Genomic DNA, 25,035 nt, shown 5'->3' with positions numbered 1-25,035 from the left:
AGAAGTTTCAAGCGTTTTAGAGCAAAGATTTTATTAACACATAAGTATAAAAAAGTGGGTGTTCATGTTGGATAAGGGAGAAGTAAGATTTACTTCACCCCAACATTTGACGTTGAACCCTTTTTTTATGATATCGACTGTAATTTATATGTAATGTCTGTCAATTGAACTAATTCTACTTTATTATTCAAACCTAGCTTTTTAATCTCACACATGCCTGTATTATAAATATAAATCACTTTATACATTTCATTCTTATAATATACTTTTGAACCAATTGTCAAGATCGATCCCTCCGTAATATCATTTCATAACACATATACCCAAAGCAACGAAAGGATAAACATGAAAATTCAAAAAACTTGTATCATTGTTTAAAAAACTCGTTAAACTACATAAATATCTTATTCTAGTTATTGGCTACAAAACAAATTCTCAAACTCTACCTCATTCAATGGTTGCGAGAATAAATACCCTTGTCCAAATTGACAATGAAATTCTTTCAATAAGGATAATTGCTCCTCTGTTTCGATACCTTCTGCAACAACATGAAGATTTAAATTCATCCCGAATTCAATAATCGTTTTTATCATGTATTGATCCTTTTTATCTATAATATTATCAATAAATGATTTATCGATTTTAATTGTATCAATCGGAAGCTCCTTTAACATATACAATGAAGAATAACCTGTGCCAAAATCATCAATGGATGCTTTTACCCCAAGCTCCTTTAGCTTCTTAAGAACTGTTATCGATTGCCCAATATCCTGCATAATGCTTTCTGTTATTTCCAGCTCTAAATAATGAGGGTTTAGCTTTGTTTCCTGTAATATCCCCTTTACAGTTTGACAGAAGTCTCCATGTTGAAATTGTTTAACGGAAACATTGACTGAGATGATTAATGGCGGGAAACCATTCTCATGCCAAATTTCTGCCTGTTTGCAGGCGTTCCTCAGCACCCATTCACCAATCACACCAATTTGCCCAGTTTCCTCAGCAATCGGTATAAACTCTGCTGGTGAAACATTGCCTAAAGTAGGATGCTCCCACCGAAGAAGTGCTTCCATTCCATATATCTCACGAGATTGAAGGATAACCTTTGGATGATAGACAATATGGAGTTCCTTATTTTGAATTGCACCTTTTAACCCGTTTTCAATAAGGATTTTCCGTTCGATCGTTTTACAAAGCTTTTTGTTAAAAAAACGGTAGTTATTCTTCCCTTTTTCCTTTGCTAAGTACATCGCTGCATCCGCATGTTTAAAAAGCGTATAACCATTATCACCGTTATCTGGATACATACTTATACCAATACTCGGGGTTACAGCTATTGAATATTCCTCAATTTGAAACGGTTTTGAAAACAGATGCAAAATCTTCTCTGCAACAATTGCACAATGGGTAGTAGAGGTTCCCGAGAGAGTAACAACAAATTCATCTCCTCCTAGTCGAAAGCATTTGTCCTCTTGATTAAGCGCCTTCATTAGTCGGTTAGCAACCTCAATTAAAAGCTTATCCCCAATGTGATGTCCAAGTGAATCATTAATGTTTTTAAATCGATCTAAATCGATTAAAATAACTCCGACTTGACTGTCTCGTTGCTTTGCATCCTCTAGCATGCTTTTTAAACTAGATTTAAATCTAGTCCGATTGTAAAGTCCTGTTAGTGAGTCAAGATAAGCCAAACCTTTGTACTTTTGCATGAGATGATAATTTTTCTGAAGTAAAAATAACTGTCTACTCACGACTAAAAGATAAATGACGAATAATCCAATAAAAAGACTATTCATTTCCCAGCGATGATAATCAATAAGTAATATCATTAATAACAGACTACTAAGATAAGGAAAGATAGATACATGATGATTCCATTTCTCTTCTGTTTTCCCACTAAACAATTGTGACGATTTTTTCATATCCTCAAAGCTTAAGCCTAACAAGCCGACACCAACGATCCAAAGCGGATCAATATAACCTGCTATTTCATATATCCCTAAGCCCTCTTGAAATAAGTAAATAAAATCTCCAATCGTTTTAATTGTAAACCCGATAAACATATAGTTTATTGAGTGGTTATCCAGTCCATTCGAGTATTTACTTAAATAAACGACACTTATAGCAGCTAACAACGTACTAAGACTTAAAATTGGATAAGCAAGGATAACAAGGGCAATAATGATTGAGTTTTCTGCTAGACTATATATTTTTTGTAATAAATAATGAGTACTAATTGTTACAGCTGATGCCATAAAAATGACAATGTTGAAAATAAACCGATTGGTTACTGCGGAAATCCTACAAATCATTTTCAACTTATAAAGAAGCGCAAAAAGATAGCAGATAAGTGATATATTCCAAACAATATTTACTTCATCTGAATAATAAGCACTCTTTAATACAATGATTTCATATAACCAAATACAGTTGAAAAGAATATAGAAAAACACACCTATATTCAGGATGAGCCAAAAATATCTTTGCGGATTTAAACGATTACAAAATACATGATAAATTCTCGTAAAACTGAAAGCACCGACTATAATCGAAACAACCGAAACCCCTAAAGCCCGCATCCAAGCATTCTCTCCAAATACCAAAATCCATCCATATAACAAAATTGTGATACCTAACAGGAACCATATTGCTAACCGTCTTGTTGTGTACATCCATTTTTCCTCACGTCGTATATATTTTTATTTAACTATTCAGGTATTTTATAGTTCTATATTACCATTACTTTTTATCTATATAAACTACTCTATTTTTCTTTTTTGCAAATTTTCCCCAGACCTCTTTACAGGGTAAAGAGCAATAAATAAAGGTATCCATCACCAAAATGCTTGTAATTTTTAGTAAAAATCACGTACGATTTAGAGGAAGCTCATTTCTCATAGAAAAGAAGGAGGTAAGTTCATGAATACAGTTTATGATTTCAAGGTAAAAATGGCGAATGGTGAAGAAAAGTCATTACAGGAATATGAAGGCAAACCTCTTATCATTGTCAATACAGCTAGCAAATGCGGGTTTACTCCACAATTCAACGGCTTACAGCAGTTATACGAAAAGTACCATGCACAAGGATTAGAAATCTTAGGTTTCCCCTGTGACCAATTCAATCATCAGGAATTTGATAATATTGAAGAAACGATGCAATTTTGTCAGGTAAACTACGGTGTGACATTTCCGATGTTTGCAAAGGTTGATGTCAACGGGGACAATGCGGATCCATTGTTTCAATTTTTAAAGCAACAGAAAAAAGGTGTATTAACGAAAAATATTAAATGGAATTTCACAAAATTCCTCATTGATCGAAATGGCCAAGTCGTTGAGCGATATGCGCCTACAACTGAGCCAGCGCAGCTTGAAAAGGATTTAGAAAAGGTTTTGTAAGCCTTTCTTCAACTAATTTTAATCTGAAAACAAAAAGAGAGCACAACCCTGCTCTCTTTTGTTATAAATTATACTAGTTTCCTACATTTATTAACGAATCGTTTCTAATAAATTGAATGCTTCTTCCTTTGATGCAATCTTTAGCAATTGCTCTCTAAATTCATCATCCATCAATTTTCGAGATAGCATTTGTAAAATTTTAAGATGTGCATCTCCTGCTGCATCCTCAGGTACTGCGATCATAAAAATTAATTTTGCATCAGTTCCGTCTAAGCTTTTCCAATCTACCCCATCACGTTTCATTCCAAAAGCTACAGCTGGACGCTTCACAGCATTTGATTTCCCATGCGGAATTGCGATGTTCATTCCTAAGCCTGTAGAGCTTTCTTCCTCACGTTTTAGAATCGCTTGCTTAAACTCATCTTTAGAATGCAATACACCATTCTGTTCAAATTTAGAAATTAACTCATCAATCACCTTATCGCGCGTCTCACCTTTTAAGTTTGTTTCAATTAAATCGACGTTTGTAATATCCGTTAATTTATTTAAATTTGTGTTAGGTGTTGCTTGCTTGATGATTTCTTCATTTTGTTGTACCTCTTCATTTTTTACAGGTGCTGACTCAACATCCTTCTTCAAAGCAGTTACCATTATTGCTGTCACAATAACCCCAGCAATGACCGCAACAAAGAACATAACGACATTATCTACTGCTCCTAAGACCGCAACAATCGGACCACCATGAGCAACCTTGTCTCCTACATTCGCTATCATCGCAATAACCGAACCAACCATTGATCCTACAACAATACTTGGAATAACACGCAACGGATCCTGAGCGGCAAATGGAATAGCCCCTTCAGTAATACCGAATAATCCCATTGTAAAGGAAGCTTTTCCCGCTTCTCTTTCATTTGGATGGAATTTACGCTTGTTTATAATTGTTGCTAAACCAAGGCCAACTGGCGGAATACAAATTGCAACAGCAATTGGACCCATAATGTAATAATTTCCTTCTGCAATCATTGCTGAACCAAATAGGAAGGCAACCTTGTTAAATGGACCACCCATATCAATCGCAATCATCGCTCCAAGAATTAGCGCTAAAACAATGGAGCTACTACCTTGCATTCCTGCAAGCCAAGTTGTTAATAATTCAAACACACTAGCAACCGGTGAACCAATAATATAAATAAAAGCTAAACCAACAATCACCGATGATAGAATTGGAATAAAAATAATTGGCATAACAGGTTGTACCGCTTTTGGTACTTTCATTTTCTTAATGCCTAATGCAACATAGCCCGCTAAGAAACCAGCGATAATTCCACCGATAAACCCAGCACCTGCATCACTGCCATAAAAGCTACCATTTGCCGCAATGTATCCGCCTATCATACCCGGAACTAATCCTGGACGATCAGCAATACTTACCGCAATAAAACCGGCTAATATTGGCACCATGAACATAAATGCTGTACTACCAAGGCTTTCAATTTGCTTCCAAATAGAGTCCTCGGGGATAACGATACCTCCTGGTGTTTGTACACCGCCAAGGGTTAATGCGAGGGCAATTAATAATCCCCCCACTACAATGAACGGAACCATATAGGAAACACCGTTCATTAAATGCTTATAAATTGGATTTTCCTTCTTCTTACGCTGTTTCTCTCCATTTTCGGAAGCAAGCTCTGGTTTATAAACTGGAACATCTCCAGTTTGAATCTTTTTGATAAGCTCCTCTGGTTTACGAATTCCCTCTTGCACACCAGTAACTAATAGCTTTTTACCGACAAAGCGGTCTTTTGCTACCTCTTTATCTGCTGCAATAATAATTCCATCTGCTTCTGCAATATCCTGCTCTGTAAGCCCATTTTCAATCCCGATAGAGCCTTGAGTTTCTACTTTAATCTCTACCCCTAATGTCTCGCCTGCTTTTTGTAAATTTTCAGCAGCCATATACGTATGTGCGATTCCGACTGGACAAGCAGTAACAGCTAATATCTTTGCCATTTTGTTTTCCTCCTTAGATGTAAGCGTATTAGCAATCGCTTTCTTATATCTTATAATGTGCTTGTCCATCTATTATTTTTTATTTTTACCAGAAGTTACGGTAAAAGCATGTTTATTTTTCATTACTATAAAATTAATTCTCAGAGAAAGTAAAATAGCTGAAAGGGTGTAGGGGAAAAATAGAGCTAGGCTTTACGCAATAACGGAGTGACTAAAGACTATTGATTTACCCGGATACGTTCTAGTTGAAGAATACAAATAATAGGCTATCTCAGGAAGCTTTTATACCTTGCTTTTGAGATAACCTCTTATAATATTTAGTTATAATAACCATTTAAACCATCTACCGTGTCCATCAGTTTCTGCAATAATTTGCTGAGTTTCGATTCCATTTAACATAAAATCAAGATGAAGATAGCGATCCCACATATTGTTATAGAGATGAAAGACATCCCGTGTTTTCCCAATCTTTTTAATTTGATTGATGAGCGTAAGCTTTACATCCTCTTCTAATTGATTTGCAACATGAGTATGAAAAATACAAATTACTGCATCATCTGGAGCTTGCTCAGTTATATTAGTCAGTAACGATATCCCGTCTCCTTCAATCAAGCTGCTATCATTTCGGTTTAAAAGTTCAGCTGCCTTTTCAAAGAGTTCTCGTCGTCCTTGATGCTCCGGCCAAATTAGTGATTTTAACCACATAAAGTCTTCCTCATCACCCAAATCGCTAATATGTAAATCAATCCCCCGACTAAAGGCAACTGGTGGGCTATTCTTTAAAAGAAGTGGTCTTTTCTCACCAATAATTTCCGATTGAATATGGACTGTTGACTGATTATTACCATAGATTTCGTCGCTTCCATATGAATATTTATATTGATCCCATAAAAGTTGAAGCCCTGCACTTGTGCCAATTTCGATTAATGCTAGCGGCTTCTTCACCATTTCATCTATATAGCAAAAGCTTGGGTAAAGATATGCACAGCGTCTTACCTCATTTGTTTGAACAAGCTTTCTAGAAATAAGAGAAATGATGTCCTCCCGATATAGACGGCAAAAATCCTTGAAATGCTCAAAGGACTTTTCCGGCTTTTGAGGATGTTCAACAATACTTTGGTAATATTCTTTTAAACTATGATTCTTGCCACTTAGTAAAAGAAAATGAACAGCACTTAAAAAAAGGTTAGGAACTGGTTGACCTGCTTTCGCATTTAAACATAGTTCGAGCAGTTCGCAGTCATTAGCAATTTTATGAGACAAACATTCATAAAGTTCACTTGAGCCATGACATTCATTGACAGCAAAGCGTTTAAAGCGGTGGGACAATTGAGTTATATCCATATTCATCTCCTTTATTTGGAATAATATGTAACTATTATACCATATTGATGAAGCCCGCTCATTGGTTTTATCCTATTACTATGATAGCTGTTTGAATGTCTAAAGGAACAGGTTTCACATCATAAATATGGGCAAACCGCTAAACGATTTGCCCATTAAAATCATTATTCCATCATACAAGGAACGTCTTATGCTTGAACATCTTCATCATTTTTCAAGTAACTGGAGAAAAATCTGGTAATCCTTTGTACGACTTAGCTCTTCAATTAATAACGGATTTTCACTAAGTGAAGCAATTTTCCCAATTACTTTGCGAATGTCTATTTGATGTTCCTTTGATATTGCTAGCATAAATACGATTGATACTCTTTCATTCTCCCACTCAAGCGATTCCTTTAATAACGCAATTGCTATTGCAGACTTATGAATTAGCTGTGGATTTCCATGTGGAATAGCAATCCCTCCGCCAATTGCTGTTGACGATTTCCGCTCCCGATTTACGGCACTATGAATGAACTCCTTTGTGACATAGCCTTTTTTATAAAGGAGAGTTGCGAGCATTTCAACAATTTCATAACGATGATCCTTTTGAACACCAAAGCAGACAAGTTCCTCTAGCATAAAGGTAGAAAAGAGCTGATAATCAGCTTCTTTCGGTCCCTTTTGTTCAATCATGTTAACAAATTGACTTAGTTTTTTCTTATCCTCTTGACTGAAAAGTGGCGAAATAATGACATTCTCCTTACCTTCACTTTCAAGTGGCACAGTCGAGATAATAAAGTCAATCTGATGGACACTTAAATAGGATGAAATATCTGATTTGCCGATACAAGCAACTATTTCAATATTTTTATATTGCTGCTCGATTTTTGCTTCTAATAAACGCGACATCCCGATTCCCATATGACAAACAATAAGTGCCTTTACCTTGCTTTCCTTCCTATTTTCCATCCGCTCAATCGAGGCTTGAAAATGAAGGACAATATAGGCGACTTCATCCTCGGGGATTTCTAAACGGTACATCTTCTTAATTTCTTCAAATGCTAAAATAACCATGTTAAACATATAAGGATACATTTTTTTAATATTCGATAGCAGTGGATTGGTTATTGGAAAACCAAATTTCACTCGATTAATAACAGAATGCAAATGGAAGATGAGACCGTTTTTTAAAAGTCCGTCAGCATCAAATTGATATAGCGTCAGCTTACTAATTTTCGCAACAAGAGTATCGACAATACTCGTTACTTCATCCTCATTTGTGACGGTATAATCTCTTTCCGTTCCCATTCGCTTACTGCTAATAAGATGCCATGTAAAATAGACCTTTTCCTCTTCTGGAAAGGCTAAACTGAACACAGACTCTAGCTGTTCAAAAAACCAAGTGGCGTATTGGAATTCTATTCTTTCCTGTGCCTGTTCCTTTTCTGCAGCTTGTACATATATCGGTTCTCTTTGTCTTATTCGTTTTATCATAATAAGGGCATGAACGACCAAGCTATCAAGTGCACCCTCTGCAAAAGCAATTGAAAATTTCCGTTGCATCATTTCTAATCCATTTTTTACCGTCATAATCTCGTAAGGTAGGAATAAATCGAGTACAACATTCTTTTCGCTCGAGGTAAACGGAATAATCCCTGATAAATGAGCCAAAGCGTTTCTTTTTTGTAATTCTGTTCCTTGTACGACATTCCCAAGCCGCTGCTTTGATACAAGCTCTAAATCAAAGCGTCCAAGCCATTTCGCAATCGTTTCAATATCCTTTTTGATCGTTGCTTTTGGCACATAGTACTGATGAGATAAATGCTGTAATGTTATTGGCTTATTGCTTGTTAATAGCTGGTATGCGATTTCAATAAGTCGTTCCTCATTTGTCTTAGGCTCATTTGAAAAAAGACTTTGCAAAATTTTCGAGCGTTCCCCTTTATCAATTTGAATCGAAATACCTAATCCAGGCTTTCGGATCAGGCTACCACTATCATAATTAAGGAGAAATTCTTCAATTTTGTCTAAATCATTTCGCACTGTTTTTTCAGCACAATCAAGCTTTTCCGATAGTTCTTTTATTTGTAGTACTCCTTCTACTTGAAGGAGCAATATTCTAAGTAATTCCTTCTGTCTATTATTCATGATGCACCTGCTCAAACTTTTGTATTATGACATCATTTTATGGCAAGATGCTTCCCTCCGCAAACTCACCAAAAAAAGCATTTATGCTAGTTTCACACTTTCCTGTAGCTTTTATCCGTTTCACAAGATGATACTATTGCCTTCCTTTGTTCAATTGTACTTTCATAAGAGAATATTCGTAAAATAATATCCTTCAACAAATAAAAGCTTTAAAGCAATAACTTTTTACCTACTGACATTTTAGCAAAACTTTAAACTATAAACCTTCTCTTTTTAATCAAAAGAAAATAATTTGTAAGAAAAAATAACAAAACCATTGATTTTTAAAGGGTTATTCTCCCGTGTATCGCCACGTCAAAATTACCTAGATAAGGAATAAAATTAGGAAAATATAACCTGTTTTAATTTTCAGAAAATAAAATTATCGAACTATTCATTATATTCATATAAAGATTATAATAGGTATGTAATTATATTATTTTTTAGTAGAAAAATTTTAGAAGATTCCTTCCAAAATTCTTCTATCTAAATGAAGGGGGATTAATGTGAGAAAATCAGGAAAAGGGAAAAAGAGTATGGATTTGATGAAGACCTTAAAGCTAACAACTAGCTCGGTTGTAATTGGCGGGCTCTTATTCGGTCCTTACATTTCGAGTCCTTCTAATGTACAAGCTGCAAGCCCAGTTCTTGAATCAGCTCCTATCGATTGGAACATCATTCCGGAAGAAAGATTAGCTAAATCATTAAAGGAGAAAGGAATCATCTCAAAAAAGGCAACTTCTTCTGAGGTAGAAAATGCTGTTAAGGCGTATGTAGAGGAAAAACAAGGGGACAAGCCTGGTAAGGTTTCGCAAAAGCAAGCAAATGAAATCATGATGGATAAAAAGACGAAGGATTTCCTTACAAAGCAAAAGGACAAGCTCGCAAAACAGCTTAACAAAGGGCATGAACATTATAAAAAAGGTAAACCAAACGGCCCTGTTAAAGTAAACGCTGCAAAGCAAGCTCCTTATAACGGAGAGGTCCGCACCGACAAAGTGCTTGTATTATTAACGGAATTTTCCGATGTAAAGCACAATGAAGTTGAGCAGGAAGAAGGCTACATGTATGCCGATGACTTTAACCGTGAGCATTATGAAAAGCTTATGTTTGGCGATGAGGAATTCACCTTATTTAACGGGGAAAAGGTAAAAACCTTTAAGCAATATTACGAGGAGCAATCTGGCGGAAGCTATACTGTTGATGGTACGGTTAGCGAATGGTTAACAGTACCAGGTACTGCGAAGGAATATGGGGATGACGATCCCGCGGGAGGTCATGATAACTTAAATCCAAAAGGACCGCGTGACCTTGTACAGGATGCGTTAAATGCTGCGGTTGCTTCCGGTATCGACTTAGCTGAATACGATGAATTTGATTTATACGATCTTGATGGTGATGGCAATCAAAATGAACCTGACGGACTTGTCGACCATCTAATGGTCATCCATGCTGGAACAGGACAAGAAGCTGGTGGTGGTGCTTTAGGTGATGATGCGATTTGGTCACACCGTTGGACTTTAAATGGTGTCTATCCTGTCCCAGGATCTGAGGCTGCTGTTGATTACTGGGGTGGTAACGTCGGTGCATTTGACTATACAATCCAGCCTGAAGATGGAGCTGTTGGTGTTTTTGCCCATGAGTTTGGACATGATTTAGGCTTACCTGATGAATATGATACACAATATACAGGTCACGGTGAACCAGTCGCTTCCTGGTCGATTATGAGTGGAGGAAGCTGGAATGGTAATATTGCCGGAACAGCCCCAACAAGCTTTTCTCCACAAAACAAGGAGTACTTCCAAACAGTAATGGGCGGAAACTGGGCTAATATCGTTGAGGTAGATTATGAGGAAATTACGAAAAATGGTGTTGCCTCCTTCATCGATCAAAGTGTAACGAAATCAAACAATCCCGGGATTGTAAAAGTGAACTTACCACAAAAAGATGTTAAAGGATTTATGCCCGCTGACAATGGTGGCGAAAACTATTATTACAGTCAAAAGGGCGATGACCTTCATACAACATTAGAAACACCAGAATTTGATTTAACAAACGCAACATCAGCACAATTTAATGCACTTCAATGGTTCGAGGTTGAAACAGATTATGATTATGTTTACGTAAATGCGGTAACGAGTGATGGAAAGTCAGTTGAGCTTGATATCATTGGCGATGAAAATACTGCAGAGGGTTTGGAAACAACAAACGGACAATGGGTTGAAAAGTCTTATGACTTAAGTCCATTCGCAGGACAAAAGGTTAAGCTTGTGTTTGAATATGTTACGGATGGCGGCTTAGCTCCTAATGGCTTTGCCCTTGATAATCTCTCGGTAACAGCTGACGGTAAAGAAGTTTTCACAGATAATGCTGAGGCAGATCCAAAAGTAACAATGGACGGATTTATTGTAACAAACGGTTATTCAAAAGCAAATAACTACTATTATCTTGAATGGCGGAACTATGCTGGTTCAGACAAAGCGTTAGCCTTCTCACGCGGTGCTAAATATAACACAGGTCTAGTCGTTTGGTACGCGGATGATAGCTTTACAGATAACTGGGTTGGCGTTCACCCAGGAGAAGGCTTCCTAGGTGTTGTTGATTCACACCCTGAAGCAGTCTTCGGACTACTAAATGGACAAAAAACGATTAATCAAAGCACAAACTACCAAGTGGCAGATGCTGCGTTTTCACTTGATAAAACACCGGCATTCTCTGTTTTCTCTCCAACACGAGGAGCATACGAGTTTACTAGTTTAAAAGGCAATAAAGTATTTGATGACTCCATGACATATATCAATAACGATATTCCAGACGCTGGTCGAATTGTCCCAAATCTTGGCTTAAAATTTGAAGTCATCGGTGAAGCTAAGGATAATTCTGCAGGAGCAGTTTGGATTCACAAATAAAAACATTGACAAAGAGCATCACTCAAGGGGATACTTTTCTAACAACATGGGGTAATTAAAAAACTCACTGCTATCCAATTTATGAAAAAAGGATGGCAGTGAGTTTTTCTTTCTTGTTCTCTATTTAACTAGATCATTATCATAGATAATAGCGAGAACTAGATGATGGCGAATAGGTTACATTATATTGATCCTTTAATTCATGCTTTACCTCTTCTGTTAAAAGCAGCCCCACTTGATTAAATTCCTTTTCTAGCTCAAGTCCATTCGCAAGGAGACTACCTTTGTTCCAATCAATCCATTTTCCATATGTTAATGCCCATCTGGATAGTTTGTCTTTTAGCTCAGCTGATACTGGACTTTCATCTAAATCAAGATTACACCCACAGTTCTTACACCAAATTGGATCTGCGCTAACATCACCTTCAATTTTTATTTCAGATGTTTTCCCGCTTTTACAGCAGCAGTCCATAAGCCTACCTCCTCTCCTTTACTCTGCTAACTCCACCAAAATGTGGATTAGCAATGTTATTCATCGTAAGACCACTCCTTTAATAAAGAACCACCTAAATAAACGATTAAGGCAGTGGATTTGTGACAAAAAAAGCCTAACAACTTACATTTAAACTATTAAGTTCAAAACAACTTAACTTATTACTGCCTAAACAAGGAACCTATGTCGGTTAAGAAACTATTAGAAAAGTAAAAGGAACAAGCACCGCTAATGAAATTCATCATTTATATAAAGCTTCATGCAGTCTTGCTATACCTTCTTTTATTTCCTCTTGGTTCAGATGACCATATCCCAAAATAAGTTGATTTTGATGTTTATCTTTTTCAATTGTATGCTCTTCAACTTGATATACCTTTACTCCACATTGTTCAATCTGTTTAAGCTTCTCTTTTGAAAAATGGAAGTTTGTCACTTCAACAATTAAGTGCAATCCTGTCGAATAACCGAAAACTTGTACCTCGTTGGAAAATGTTGTTTTTATACAGTGCATGAGATAATCTCTTCGCTTTTTATAAACCTTCTTCATCCTTGTTATATGTCGTTCCAAATAACCTTCATCAATAAACCGAGCAAGGATAAGCTGTTCTACAGAAGGGGTATGTAAATCGGAAAACCATTTAAGCCTGCGACTTTCTTCAATAAGCTGTAAAGGAAGAACTAAATATCCTATTCTTAGAGCCGGTGATAGAATTTTACTAAACGAGCCAACATATAATACACGTTCAGGCTCCAAGCCCTGTAGCGAACTTACAGGTGGACCTTCATATCGAAACTCACTATCATAATCATCCTCAACAAGATAGCAATTCGTTTTTCTTGAATATTGAATCAATTGAATCCGTCGTTGTATCGGCAACGTTCCACCTAAAGGAAACTGATGAGAAGGAGTAATAAAGATGAGCTTCGGTTTTTTATTTTCTGGTAGCAATGCTGTTTTTATTCCATATTCATCTACAGGTATTGGAAAAATGGTAGCACCCGTAGTTTTAAAAATCGTTTGAATATCGTTTGTAATAGGATCCTCCATTATTACCGTATCGTTCGGTGATAAAAGCAATCTAGATACAAGTGTTAAAGCTTGAGTTGCACCAGAAGTAATGACAATTTGTTCAGGATGACAAGCTACTCCTCGAGTTTTCAGTAAATAACGTGCTAGAGCTTTTCTTAGTTCCGGGCGCCCTTCTGGAAGATCATAACCAAACATTGAATGCGATGTATCATTCCAAATAGCATGAGACAATTTTGCCCATGTTTTGCGTGGAAATAAATCCAGGGCTGGTAACCCCGAACGAAAGTCGATGATGTTCGCATCATCCGTTTTATTCTCACGCCAATTTAAAGCATGATTTGGTACCACCCTTTTCTCTAAAAAGGTTCCTTTTGCAACAAATGTCCCTGAACCTCTACGTGTTACTAAAAACCCTTCGGCTATTAGTTGGTCATACGCTTCTAGAATCACATTCCTAGACACCTTTAACTCAAAAGCAAGTTCGCGTGTCGAAGGAAGCTTTTCTTCAGATTGTAAGTCACCATTTAAAATTCGTTCCCGGATTTGTTGATAGACCTGCCTAATTAATGGTATATCCAATGATCGGTCAATAGGTATCCAAAGCATCCTACATGCTCCCCTTAACATAATTGGTACTAGCAAAAATAACAATAAGTGGTACTAATACAAACTATTTTACCATGATATGGTTACTTCAAATAGGAAAAGGAGATGTATAAAGATGACGAACGATAAAGTTCAATTCACACGAGCTCTTAAAACAATTGCACGAAACGAGCAAATGAAATCCTACATTCAACAATCCAATGAACTGTACCCCTTATTATTAAAGGCAGCAAAACGATTTGTCATAGGAGAACATAGACAGGAGGCAATTGCAGCTGCAAAAGAATTAATCACAAAAGGGTATCTCATTTCATTAGACTACATAGGGGAAAATACAATAGACCTAAAGGAATGTCAAAAAGAAAAAAACGAGTATTTACATCTAATGGAGGAAATGAGTTCACTCTCAATGCAACAAACTGTTTCGCTTGATTTATCACATATTGGATTATCCTTTGATGCAGAAACAGCTCACCTCCATTTGCTTGAAATAGCCAAGGCAGCAAAGTTAAACAAGATGACAGTTATGATCGGTATGGAAGAATCATCGAAAACAGATGAAATCCTCACTATTTATAAAAAGGCAACTTCGCAATACGATAATATCGGAATCACAATCCAAACACATTTACTTCGCTCAAACAATGATATTCAGAATCTAGTACATTTACCTGGAAGGATTCGAATTGTTAAGGGAGCCTATCAGGAATCTTCTAAAGATGCTATACCAAGATCAAACGAATTAAGTAACCGTTATCTTCATTTTGTTGAACAATTAATAGAAGCTAACCACCCAGTATCAGTAGCTACACATGATGAAACTTTAATAAAAGAAATGGAGCAACGTGGGTATTTTCCTCATCAAAATTTAGAAATAGAAATGCTCTACGGAATACGTCCGGATTTGTTAAAGGCTTTAAAAGGCAAAGGGTATAATTGTAAAATATACTTGCCATACGGAAAAGACTGGTACTTGTATTTATGTCATCGAATCGCTGAGCATCCAGAAAATTTATATCGTGCCATAACCGAAATCATTGTTCCAGCTTTAACAGAAAGAAGTAAAGCATATTGAATGAGCATTTCGTTGCAAGTGTTAAAGTGATTCTAGCTATGATTATTGTAGGTAGTTCAGTCGTAGCCGGTAAACTGCTTGCGCAAAGTTTTCCTGTGTTTTTAGCTTCTGAATTACGATTTCTAGTCGCGACCATTATTATGATCCCAATACTCATTCGTATCGAGGGGTTTTCTTCGATTCAGAAGAGGGAAATGCTGATTCTGTTTTTACAAGGATTATTTGGCGTCTTTTTGTATAGTATTTTTATGTTATACGGACTGACCTTCACTACAGCCATTGATGCCGGAATCATTACAAGTACAATTCCAGCCGTTACTGGAGGTCTAGCTTTCCTTTTCTTAAAGGAAAAATTAACTAAAAGTGTTAGTGTCGGTATTCTGCTTGCCGTTTTAGGGACGCTTATCATCAATGTTGTCGGCTCTGCTTCGGATATTGAACGTGGTTCCTCACCTATCTTTGGAAATCTCCTCATTTTCGGTGCTGTGATTTGTGAAGCATTATTTATTATATTAGGGAAGTTTGTTTCACAACGGGTTAGTCCTCTTGCAATTTCAACAATTGTAAGTGTTTTAGGTACTATTTTATTTTTACCGCTTTCCCTTTATGAGGGGGCTAAGTTTAACTTTGAAGGAGTAACAATGGCTGAGTGGGGATTAATATTATATTTCGGTATTGTTGTAACTGTTATTGCTTTTATTCTCATGTACCAAGGGGTGTCTAAAGTTCCAGCAAGTACAGTTGGAGTATTGACAGGGGTACTACCAATTAGCAGTGTCATTCTTTCAGTACTTATTTTAGGTGAAAAAATCTCTTTCTTTCACTTTATAGGAATTAGTTTCACCTTAACAGCTATCCTTTTGAGTAATAAGCAGCCTGCGAAGAAATTAAATAGAACTAATTGTTAGTCTCAAAAACAATTGTTTTTGAGACTTTTTTATAATGGAAATTGAATTCTAAAAACTTAATTTTATTGGCGTTGAAAACTATTCTTTTAGGTAATACGTCAAGTCATGCATACCTTATAGGCTCCCCATGCAGTCCTCCAAAAGACTAATAGGAAGTAAGGAAAAGCAGCCAAGCTATCAGCTGTCACTCGTCCTATCATTTAATAACTTTAATTACTTATCAACAGGTATATCAATTTCATACCCGTATGATTTCATGTAATGAATTCCCTCAATGAATAATGCCTCAGGCCTTGAATCCGTATTAAATAGCAAAGTTCTTTCCTTTCCCTCTGTTCCATCAGGTAATGTCTTATTGACTTCATTTACTGTCGTATTTAAAGGTATCATTTCATTTTTTGTTTTTACTGACACCCCATCTAACATTACATCTTGTTCAGTCACAATCGTTATCTGAACACCTTCAGAGGTCATGCTAAGCTTTTTCATCCAAAGCTTCTTCTTATTTAGTAAATAAGGAGCTTCCTTCATATTATTTAGAGAAAACTCTTTATCCAACCTTTCATAGCCAGCAAACTGTTGCACATTAAGAATCAAAGACTCAACCTGATCCGGTAAAGCATCATATTGAAGCTCAAATTTTTGTCCATTTAAAGATGAATGGCTTCCACTGCTTAACAATTCGATAGGCTTTCCGTTTGCAAATAATTCGACGCCATTTAACGAAAGATCCACTCGATCAAAATTCTCAACATTTAGTCTACCTTCAATTACAGTTATTGTCGGTGATGCAGTAATTTTATTGAAGGTTATCGTACCCTTATCAACCTTTACTGTCTTCTTTATAGGCTGTTTTATTTCTGTTTGCATCGCTTTATTAGGATGAAAAGGAAACGTAACTGAATCCTCTTTCACCTGATTATGCTTTAAACGCTGACTAATATGGAGTGTTAACTTTTTTGCAAAAGGATTAACAGGTTCAAATGACATTGTGCCTTTTATTTCTGTTTTTTCCTCGTTGATAATCGATGTCCCACTTTCAATTTCTGAATTCGTTAAAAACCCAGTAATGCTTTTAGGACTGAAAAGCTCCTCCGATTGATCGAGACCGTTTGGATTAGATAATGTATAATACATAACCAACTGATTCGCATCCGTCATAATCCCATTAATCAAGAGCTCTGTCCCGTCTTCGAGAACAAGTTTTTTTTCGATGATTTGTCCCATTCCATCTTCATTTAATCGTTGTAATGTCCCTGACATGACAGCATCGAACCCGAGAATTTTTTTACTATAGTAGGCGAGAGCATCAAAATGATACCCAATCGTTAGGATAGTAAATAAGCAGACCACCGCTATCATCCAGTTAGTAAGTCTTCGATTAGTATTTTTAGGAGCCGCTGAATGAAGGGCATTTCGTAATCTATCCTCCAATTCCTCTGGCACCTTTAATGAATCCAGCCGTTTTTTTTCAATTTCTAACTGCTTCTCAATTTTTGTCACCCTTCATCACCTCCATAGTAATCTCTCAGTCTTCTAAGTCCCTGAAAAACTCTTGATTTCACAGTACCAACTGATGTATTAGTTAACATAGCTATCGTTTTGTAGTCATAATCATGGAAATATTTTAATTGAATTGCTTCCTTTTGATGTTCATTCAAATGTAGTAGCATCTCTTGGATATCGATTTGCTGTTCATTTTTAATAAACGGTTGACTACTTACCGATTCATTTCCGATGACCTGCCAATTATCAATTAGCACCAGCCTTTTTTGCTTACGAAGCAATTCTTTACAACTATTCACTAATATCGTTTTACTCCAGCTATAAAATGCATCATCCTTTTTTAGCTGGTCAATTTTCTCATAAACCTTTACAATCATATCCTCCAGTGCATCCATCGCATCATGCGAATTACCCATGTAGGTGAAAGCAAGTCTATAATATTCTGCTTTTTCAGCCATAATTAATTCGAGTAATGCATCTTTATTTCCCTTTTTCGCTCTTTTTACAAGTCGTATAACATTCATGCTTTCACCTCTCTTGCTTATAAGAGTAACGATAGGTAAAAAAAGTTCATTTTTTCCCGAAATAAATTTATATAATTCTTTAAAAATAGAAAAAGGAGCCTCAAAACTGATAATCAGCTTTATAGACACCTTTTGTCATAAAATAGAGTGCTATTTTCTATTACGCTCGCAGCTTCATAACCCCATTCACCTTCTCAGCTGCAAATAACATACAAAGTGCAAGTACGAGAATGACGAACGAGAACAGATGAATCGAAATATAGTTTGCAATTAATCCAAATAACGGTGGAAGGAAGGTCGAGCCAACATAAGCGACCGCCATTTGATATCCGATAATTGCTTGAGAGTTTGATCTCCCAAAACGGCTAGGCGTTTCATGAATCATACATGGATAAATCGGGGCACAGCCTAACCCTATTGCGATAAATCCTAGTAACGATACAATATTTGGTAATGGAAGAACTAACAAGATCCCACCAAAGATAATGATACATTGTCCGATGCGAATTAAAAGTGTATTATTTACCTTCATCGTAATAAAGCCCGTTACAAGTCTTCCAATAGTTATTCCAGCATAAAATAAAGAAACCCATTGTGCCGCAACAGCTGCAGACATTCCTTTACTATTAACTAAATAACTACTTCCCCATAGTCCCATTGTTGCTTCCACGCCACAGTAGAATAAAAAAGTTAGAAGCGCAAACTTCACTCCCTTTATTTTCAATGGTTTTGCTGCTTTTGGATTTTCTTCAATCGAAGTGGCAGTTTCTGAGACAGCGGCTGTATTTCCAGTCATTTTCGCTACCTTTGCCCATAATGGCAGGCTCAAAAATAAAATGATTGTTAGTCCAATTTGAAGCATAGAAATTGTAAAATAGCCCTTCTCCCAAGAGCCTTGATGACTAATATAAAAGGACATAATAATCGGTCCAATGCTTGCTCCAACACCCCAAAAGCAATGGAGCCAGCTCATATGACTTGCCTTATAATGGAGAGCTACATAGTTGTTTAATGCTGCATCGACAGCCCCACCACCAAGCCCTAACGGAATTGCACAAATGACAAGCCAAATAAACGAAGGTGCAAACGAAAAGCCTAACAATGCACCAGCGGTTAACAGGACACTAATGACCATAACCTTCCCGGTACCTAGCAGGTCATTTAGCCTTCCTGAAACTAAGCTCGACAAAATTGTTCCTGCTGAGATAATCATATAAAGATACCCTGCTGTATCCAGAGACTTTCCAAAGTCAGACTGCATAACAGGCCATGCCGACCCTAATAAGGAATCTGGCAAACCTAAGCTTATAAACGCTAAATAAATAATGACTAATAATAATGTTGCCAAGCTAGCTTCCCTCTCTCTTATACAAATTTATTGTCTAAGCATTCTTTCAACTGCTAAAAATTTCAAGCCATGCAAATAATCCTCTTTCCAATCACTTGTCTTTAAATCCGGAAGATGCTCCTTTGGCACAAAGCTTGCAGCAAGCATGTTTATTCGTTCAAGCATTGACTGCTCCATCTCTTCCTTATTAAAAATAATTGTGTGCGGATTAATCATCACTGTCATCATTGCAACAAGTCGACTAATTGCTTCTTCCTGTTCCCGCGTTTCACCTTGGAGTGCTTCATAAAAGGTTTTCTCCCCTCCAATCGGTGTAAAGGAAACCTCTCCTGTAAAAAACGATTTGCCTCGGACAACATCGCCATTTACAAACAATCCCGCACCAGGACCGTTATTTCCCGCAAGGATATAAACACTTGATTGCTTCTTCTCCATATCATTTCGATGGTGGTAACCTAGAACAGCAGCATTCATATCATTTTCGACAACGACCGAAAGCGAAAATTCCGCTTCTATGACAGCTTGTAAGTCAACATCGTGAAACCCTGAATAATCGGGAATATAAAAAATCTTCCCATTTTCTACAGCACCTGGTACTCCAAAGGCAATCGAACAAATACTAGGAAACGCACTCAAAATATCTGTGATCAAGCCTTTTAATAAAGACAAATCCTCGCCTAGCACACTCTTATAAGTACCTTGCTTTTTCACCTCACCTAGACAGTTAAACACGGTAAAAACCGTTTCATTACGTTCTAAAAATATCGCTAACCCTAGCATATAATCCGGATTATATAAATAGCGCTGTGCTGGACGTCCTCCACTTGATTCATCAAAGCCTAAATTTGTCACCTCACCTGATTTCTCCATTTGGTCAATTAGCTTTGTAATCGTCGGAAAACTAATGCCAACCTTTTCACATAATTCACCTTTTGTCGCACTTCCTAACGCCAAAAGCGCTACACGAATTTGATGAAGCATTGCGGTTGATTTATGATTTACAGTCAATTTTCCTCACCTTTCTTAAAAAACATTACAACACTTTTTAAACGATTTTAATAAGTCGATATAAATATACCATGTGCAACTCCATTTTAGAAGATCTTAGTAAAAATTATCCTATATTAATAAAAACCTGCCGTCTTTAATAAACTTATTTTCTCTACTAATAACTAAGAGGGTCAAACCCCAAGTCTGACCCTCTTAAAAAATTACTTTATTGAATTAAATTGCAGCTTTAATCTGTTTCGTATAGTAGAAGCGTACAACGAAGAAGTAGATGATTTGGATGAGTAGGAAAACACCCAATACGATAACAGATTCTTTGAATAAATTAAAGGCAAACAAATTCGATAATGCAGTTAATGCAATTGCTCCATGGACAAGCGCTACGATGATTGGAGCGAAAAAGAGAATCGCTGTTTGTCTGTTTAAAACCTTTTTTAGCTCCTTATCCGTTAATCCCATTTTAGAAATGGATGAGAATTTTTGCTTATCTTCATCTAAATCCATGTATAAACGGAAATAAAGGAAGCTTCCTGCTGAAACAAAGAAGACGATACCGATAAATAATCCGATGAATAAAATCGGGCCGTAAAATTTCATAATTTCATACATTTCGTACTCGACAGACGTCATTTCATATCGTTCTAACTTATCATATAGCTTTTCAGATGCAGCCATAATTCCCTCTTCACCATCAGTTACTTGCCAAGCATAAAAGCTCTCTGCATCTATTGGCTTAGGAAGCAGCTCATAATCATGGTCTGAAACAATAAAATACGAACTCATTGCAGGTAACGCTCTCGATGTAATGACCTCATCTTCATTTGGCTTTAATGTAACACCTGATTTCAACTTAATCGTCTCATTTAACATCTGTGTTTGTTGACCAAGATTCGTTCCTTGGAAATCAACAACAATAATCTGTCCATCCTTCACCTTCACTTGCTTTTCCCCAATTAATGAGGCGAAGCGATTAAAATCAGATTCCTTTGTTATCAAAATCGAATCGTTCGCGATTTCATAGTAGGTCATGTTCGTATGCTCAGAATCTGCTTTAATCTTTTCTTCTTGTAATGTTTGATTGATAAACTCTACATTTTGCTTCTCTGCTTCCTTATCAACGGTTTTATAAGAAAATGTCGTTGCATTTACATGTTTAACGCTAGAGGTAAGAACTGTCTGAAATCCAAATAATGATCCAATCGCACAAAATGCTACAGTCGAAACCATTGCAACCATAAAAAATGTCCGGGCATTATCCTTCATTCGAAAGGCTAAATCAGAAAAAAGCAGCATATTTGTTTTGAACCAAAAAATATGTTCCTTCTTTCTCAATCTCCGAATAATGTAAACACTTAATTGGGTAAATAACAAATATGTTCCGATGCTGACAACTATGATAACTGGCAGCATCGCCATCACAACGGTAATTCCTTTCACGATTAACGCTACTGCGTACCCCGATCCAAGTAACAGAACAGCTAGCAATGTTAAGAATAGATTTGCTTTTGGTTCTCCCTTTGAAATTTTATTCGCTTTAATGAGTTCAATAAGCTTTTTACTACGTAGTACATACGTAACAAATAGTGAAATAAAGAAAAACAAGACGATAAATGAAACAAATGTCATCATGATCGCTTGTGTTGGAAAATAAAATGGCAGCGAGCTTTCAATAATCAATACATTTTCGGCAACTAACAAAATTCCTTTTGCAAACACAATACCTAGTAAAATCCCACCAATTGTAGCAAATAAACCGATTAGCATATTTTCTAAAAACACCATTAGGCGGATTTGTTTCATTGACATCCCTTGAATCATCAATAGCCCAAATTCTCTTTTCCGTGATTGTAAAAACGAGCTCATCGAATAAAGAACGAAAAAGAAGGAAAAGACATAGATGATTCCTGCCGAAATATTCATCCCTTGTGTCACATTTGAATTCATATCACTTCCGCTTAATCCCGGATGAAAGGCGAAAATTGAAAATGTAAAGAAAACCATAACGGTAAAAAGGCTACTAAGAAAGTATGCAGCATACAACCTTTTATTTCGAATTACATTATTAAACGCGAACTGACGAAAGGTCATGTGCATCCCCTCCCAGTAAAGAAAGTGTATCAATTATCTTTTGGAAAAAGGCTTGGCGATTATCCCCACGATGGATTTCGGAATAGAACTTTCCATCACGAATAAAGACAACCCTGTTGCAATAGCTTGCAGCTTGCGCATCATGAGTTACAAGCATCATTGTTGTCCGTTCCTTTTTATTAATGTCCTCGAGCATTTCCATAACATCCTTTGAGGATTTTGAGTCAAGATTTCCTGTCGGTTCATCAGCTAATAATAGCTTTGGTCTATGAATCATAGCTCTTGCAACGGCTGCTCTTTGTGCTTGTCCCCCTGAAATTTCGTAGGTACGCTTTTTCATAATTCCGCTAATTCCAAGCTTTTCAGCAATTTCATTTGCCTTTTGCTTCATTTCCTTCACTTTTTTCCCATCCAATGTTAACGGAAGAACGATATTTTCCTCGACGGTTAACGTATGGAGTAAATTAAAGTCCTGGAACACGAAGCCTAGCTCACGCCGTCTAAATTTTGCTAATTCCTCTTTCTTTAATTTATGTGGGTTATTTCCATTAATTAAAATTTGCCCTGTCGTTGGCTCATCAATTGTTGCGATCATATTGAGCAACGTCGTTTTCCCGCTTCCTGACGGCCCCATTATCCCGACAAATTCACCTTCATCAATTGTTAAATCTATATCCGTTAACGCACGATAGGCAATGTTACCTTCATAAACCTTACTTACTTGTTTTACGTTCAGCATCACAAGTTCTCCCTTCAATTCAAGTTTCTTTAACTTGTGACTAGTATATCCTCTATTTGATTAGTGAAAAATCGATTTTTCTTTCACTTTCCTTACACAGATGTAAGGTTTTGTGTAGCAGTAAAAATAATTCTAAATGTTGACCCCTCATCGACCTTTGATTCGAGTTCAATACGATGACCAAGATGCTCTATAGCCTCTTTCGTCAAGTAGAGGCCCATTCCCGTTGATTCTCTGAATTTCCGCCCATTTTCTCCCGTATAAAACGGGTTAAAGACACGACGCTTATCCGTTTCAGGTATACCTACTCCATAATCCTTTACCTCTAAAATAGCTTCTCCAGCTTTTTCATAAATTGAAATATTAATTGTCTTACCTTTTCCTTTCGAATACTTAACAGCATTATTAATAAGCTGTGAAAGGCTAAAAAACAACCATTTCTCATCAGTCTCTACCGTAACCCCATCCTTTTCCTGTGAAAAATTTGGATATACCTGATTTCTGATATAGAAGCGTTTATTTTCACGATTCACTTCACTTACAAGCTTTGTAAGGTTAACGGGTTTAATATGAAAATCCTGTTCAATCGTCCGCAATCTTGCCATATAAAGAATCGTATTTAACCCTGTTTTCATCCGATCCGTTTCCTCGCGAATATTCGATGAATCCGGTTCATCTAAGTTTTGTGCAATTAACTCGATGACAGAGATCGGTGTTTTCATTTGATGGACCCATTGATCCATAAACTTCAAATGCTCAGCCTGTCGTGACTCTAATCTTTTAATTTGCTCCTGATAATGCTTGTATTGATTTTTCAAAAGATGATCAAGCGCCTCAGAAATAGGGGTTTGTTCTGTTTTTTGGAGAGATTGATCCAAGGATTCAAGCTCATTACTGAGCCGTTTGTAAAAAAGCCGCCGGCTATAATAATGATAAATTAAATATCCACCAAGAAAAAAGAAACCGAGAAACACCGCGTAAAGTGCAGGTAATAGACGATCGTAACCATCAAGAAAATAGATTGATAAAATCACAAAAAATTGAATGATTTGAACAACAATAAGAAGAGCATGCTCCTTTAAAAATAGCTTCATTGCTGCTCAGCCTTTGACCAGGAAATATTCAATCGATAGCCTGCTCCTCTAACCGTTTCAACTGCCCCTTTAATTCCTACTGCTTCAAATTTCTTTCGCACTCGGGTAATGTTAACGTTCAAGGTGTTTTCATCAACATACATTTGGTCATCCCATAATTTTTCAAGCAAATCCTCACGTCCCGCAACACGTGGATATCGTTCAATTAAGCTTTCGATAATATCAGACTCCTTTTTTGTGAGTGTAACTGTTTCTTCATGAAACGATAGCTCTAGCCTTTCGGGATATAGCTTTAAGCCTTCTGTTTCTAATACGCGCTCCTCAACATGTGCAGCATATTCCCCATAAGCTCGACGAAGCTGACTGCGAATCTTTGCCATAACTATTTCCGGATGGAAGGGCTTCGTAATAAAATCGTCACCGCCATTTTCCAGCGCCATCACTTGATCCATTTCACCGACACGTGCTGATATGAAAATAACAGGACAAATTGATTCCTTACGAATTTGCCGACACCAATAATAGCCATCAAAGCTTGGTAAATTAATATCTAAAAGAACGAGATCAGGATTAAATGCTTGAAAGTCCTTCATCACATGTTCAAAATTAGTAACAACATTCGCCTCGTATCCATATTTATTTATGTATGATTGTAAATGCTCCGCAATTTTCGGATCATCCTCAATAATTAATATCCTTTGCATCACTCTCACTCCTTTATCTGTCAAAATTATGCCATATAATAGATCATTAAAAAAGGCTATCTCCACAACCTTACAAAATTGTAA

Annotated in this window: 19 protein-coding genes; 4 read left to right on the top strand and 15 right to left on the bottom strand. The window is 36.6% G+C overall.

What is annotated here, in order from left to right:
* Window positions 1-125: 125 nt before the first annotated feature.
* Window positions 126-284 carry a hypothetical protein gene (locus ACTJJ9_RS20545; protein ID WP_170944281.1) on the bottom strand — a complete coding sequence of 53 codons (159 nt, stop codon included), beginning with the start codon at window positions 282-284 and terminating at the stop codon, window positions 126-128.
* A gap of 129 nt (window positions 285-413) precedes the next feature.
* Window positions 414-2,669, bottom strand: a complete 2,256-nt coding sequence (locus tag ACTJJ9_RS20540; RefSeq protein WP_145585386.1) for an EAL domain-containing protein — start codon at window positions 2,667-2,669, stop codon at window positions 414-416.
* Window positions 2,670-2,916: 247 nt separating this feature from the next.
* Between ACTJJ9_RS20540 and ACTJJ9_RS20535 the strand changes: the two genes are divergently transcribed.
* Window positions 2,917-3,393: a glutathione peroxidase gene (locus tag ACTJJ9_RS20535; RefSeq protein WP_145585387.1), complete on the top strand. Its 477-nt coding sequence runs from the start codon at window positions 2,917-2,919 to the stop codon at window positions 3,391-3,393.
* A 90-nt stretch (window positions 3,394-3,483) separates the two neighbouring features.
* Here ACTJJ9_RS20535 and ACTJJ9_RS20530 read toward each other — a convergent pair whose 3' ends face one another.
* From ACTJJ9_RS20530 to ACTJJ9_RS20520, 3 genes are all read right to left on the bottom strand, one after another.
* The gene (locus ACTJJ9_RS20530; protein WP_145581715.1) at window positions 3,484-5,406 is read right to left on the bottom strand and encodes a fructose-specific PTS transporter subunit EIIC; all 1,923 of its coding nucleotides are present in this window, start codon (window positions 5,404-5,406) and stop codon (window positions 3,484-3,486) included.
* Between the two features lie 321 nt (window positions 5,407-5,727).
* Window positions 5,728-6,750 (bottom strand): DUF2332 domain-containing protein, encoded by a 1,023-nt coding sequence (locus ACTJJ9_RS20525; protein WP_145581714.1) that lies wholly within the window; start codon window positions 6,748-6,750, stop codon window positions 5,728-5,730.
* 207 nt (window positions 6,751-6,957) lie between these two features.
* A complete protein-coding gene (locus tag ACTJJ9_RS20520; RefSeq protein ID WP_255451865.1) occupies window positions 6,958-8,880 on the bottom strand; it encodes a BglG family transcription antiterminator in 1,923 nt (640 codons plus the stop codon).
* 575 nt (window positions 8,881-9,455) lie between these two features.
* Between ACTJJ9_RS20520 and ACTJJ9_RS20515 the strand changes: the two genes are divergently transcribed.
* Window positions 9,456-11,828 carry an immune inhibitor A domain-containing protein gene (locus ACTJJ9_RS20515; protein ID WP_145581724.1) on the top strand — a complete coding sequence of 791 codons (2,373 nt, stop codon included), beginning with the start codon at window positions 9,456-9,458 and terminating at the stop codon, window positions 11,826-11,828.
* Between the two features lie 139 nt (window positions 11,829-11,967).
* On the opposite strand, the gene ACTJJ9_RS20510 is transcribed toward ACTJJ9_RS20515, so the two are convergent.
* Complete coding sequence (locus ACTJJ9_RS20510) at window positions 11,968-12,300, bottom strand: hypothetical protein (RefSeq protein WP_095299429.1); 333 nt, start codon at window positions 12,298-12,300, stop codon at window positions 11,968-11,970.
* A gap of 262 nt (window positions 12,301-12,562) precedes the next feature.
* Window positions 12,563-13,957 (bottom strand): MocR-like pyridoxine biosynthesis transcription factor PdxR, encoded by a 1,395-nt coding sequence (gene pdxR / locus ACTJJ9_RS20505; protein WP_145581712.1) that lies wholly within the window; start codon window positions 13,955-13,957, stop codon window positions 12,563-12,565.
* A 115-nt stretch (window positions 13,958-14,072) separates the two neighbouring features.
* On the opposite strand from pdxR, the gene ACTJJ9_RS20500 reads away from it, so the two are divergent.
* Both ACTJJ9_RS20500 and ACTJJ9_RS20495 read left to right on the top strand, forming a co-directional pair.
* Complete coding sequence (locus ACTJJ9_RS20500) at window positions 14,073-15,032, top strand: proline dehydrogenase family protein (protein WP_145581711.1); 960 nt, start codon at window positions 14,073-14,075, stop codon at window positions 15,030-15,032.
* Window positions 15,029-15,940 (top strand): DMT family transporter, encoded by a 912-nt coding sequence (locus ACTJJ9_RS20495; RefSeq protein WP_145581710.1) that lies wholly within the window; start codon window positions 15,029-15,031, stop codon window positions 15,938-15,940. The genes ACTJJ9_RS20500 and ACTJJ9_RS20495 overlap by 4 nt, the downstream gene beginning before the upstream one ends.
* Window positions 15,941-16,153: 213 nt before the next feature.
* Here the strand turns inward: ACTJJ9_RS20495 and ACTJJ9_RS20490 are convergent, their stop codons facing one another.
* The 8 genes from ACTJJ9_RS20490 to ACTJJ9_RS20455 all read right to left on the bottom strand — a co-directional run bounded on the left by ACTJJ9_RS20490 (window position 16,154) and on the right by ACTJJ9_RS20455 (window position 24,951).
* A complete protein-coding gene (locus ACTJJ9_RS20490) occupies window positions 16,154-17,443 on the bottom strand; it encodes a DUF4179 domain-containing protein (RefSeq protein WP_145581709.1) in 1,290 nt (429 codons plus the stop codon).
* Window positions 17,440-17,970, bottom strand: a complete 531-nt coding sequence (locus tag ACTJJ9_RS20485; RefSeq protein ID WP_145581708.1) for a sigma-70 family RNA polymerase sigma factor — start codon at window positions 17,968-17,970, stop codon at window positions 17,440-17,442. The genes ACTJJ9_RS20490 and ACTJJ9_RS20485 overlap by 4 nt, the downstream gene beginning before the upstream one ends.
* A gap of 160 nt (window positions 17,971-18,130) precedes the next feature.
* Window positions 18,131-19,318 carry an MFS transporter gene (locus ACTJJ9_RS20480; RefSeq protein WP_145581707.1) on the bottom strand — a complete coding sequence of 396 codons (1,188 nt, stop codon included), beginning with the start codon at window positions 19,316-19,318 and terminating at the stop codon, window positions 18,131-18,133.
* A gap of 27 nt (window positions 19,319-19,345) precedes the next feature.
* Window positions 19,346-20,299: an ROK family protein gene (locus ACTJJ9_RS20475; RefSeq protein ID WP_145581723.1), complete on the bottom strand. Its 954-nt coding sequence runs from the start codon at window positions 20,297-20,299 to the stop codon at window positions 19,346-19,348.
* 243 nt (window positions 20,300-20,542) lie between these two features.
* Window positions 20,543-22,414 (bottom strand): ABC transporter permease, encoded by a 1,872-nt coding sequence (locus ACTJJ9_RS20470; protein WP_145581706.1) that lies wholly within the window; start codon window positions 22,412-22,414, stop codon window positions 20,543-20,545.
* Window positions 22,389-23,153 (bottom strand): ABC transporter ATP-binding protein, encoded by a 765-nt coding sequence (locus ACTJJ9_RS20465; protein ID WP_095299421.1) that lies wholly within the window; start codon window positions 23,151-23,153, stop codon window positions 22,389-22,391. Before ACTJJ9_RS20465 ends, ACTJJ9_RS20470 begins: the two co-directional genes overlap by 26 nt.
* 92 nt (window positions 23,154-23,245) lie before the next feature.
* Window positions 23,246-24,247 (bottom strand): sensor histidine kinase, encoded by a 1,002-nt coding sequence (locus ACTJJ9_RS20460; protein ID WP_145581705.1) that lies wholly within the window; start codon window positions 24,245-24,247, stop codon window positions 23,246-23,248.
* Window positions 24,244-24,951, bottom strand: a complete 708-nt coding sequence (locus ACTJJ9_RS20455) for a response regulator transcription factor (protein WP_145581704.1) — start codon at window positions 24,949-24,951, stop codon at window positions 24,244-24,246. The genes ACTJJ9_RS20460 and ACTJJ9_RS20455 overlap by 4 nt, the downstream gene beginning before the upstream one ends.
* Window positions 24,952-25,035: the final 84 nt, after the last annotated feature.

Origin of the sequence: Metabacillus sp. 22489, from assembly GCF_052044855.1 — a bacterium.
GTDB classification, from domain to species: domain Bacteria; phylum Bacillota; class Bacilli; order Bacillales; family Bacillaceae; genus Metabacillus; species Metabacillus niabensis.
Note: the sequence above shows the minus strand (reverse complement) of the source record. Positions and strands in the feature narration are given on the sequence as shown.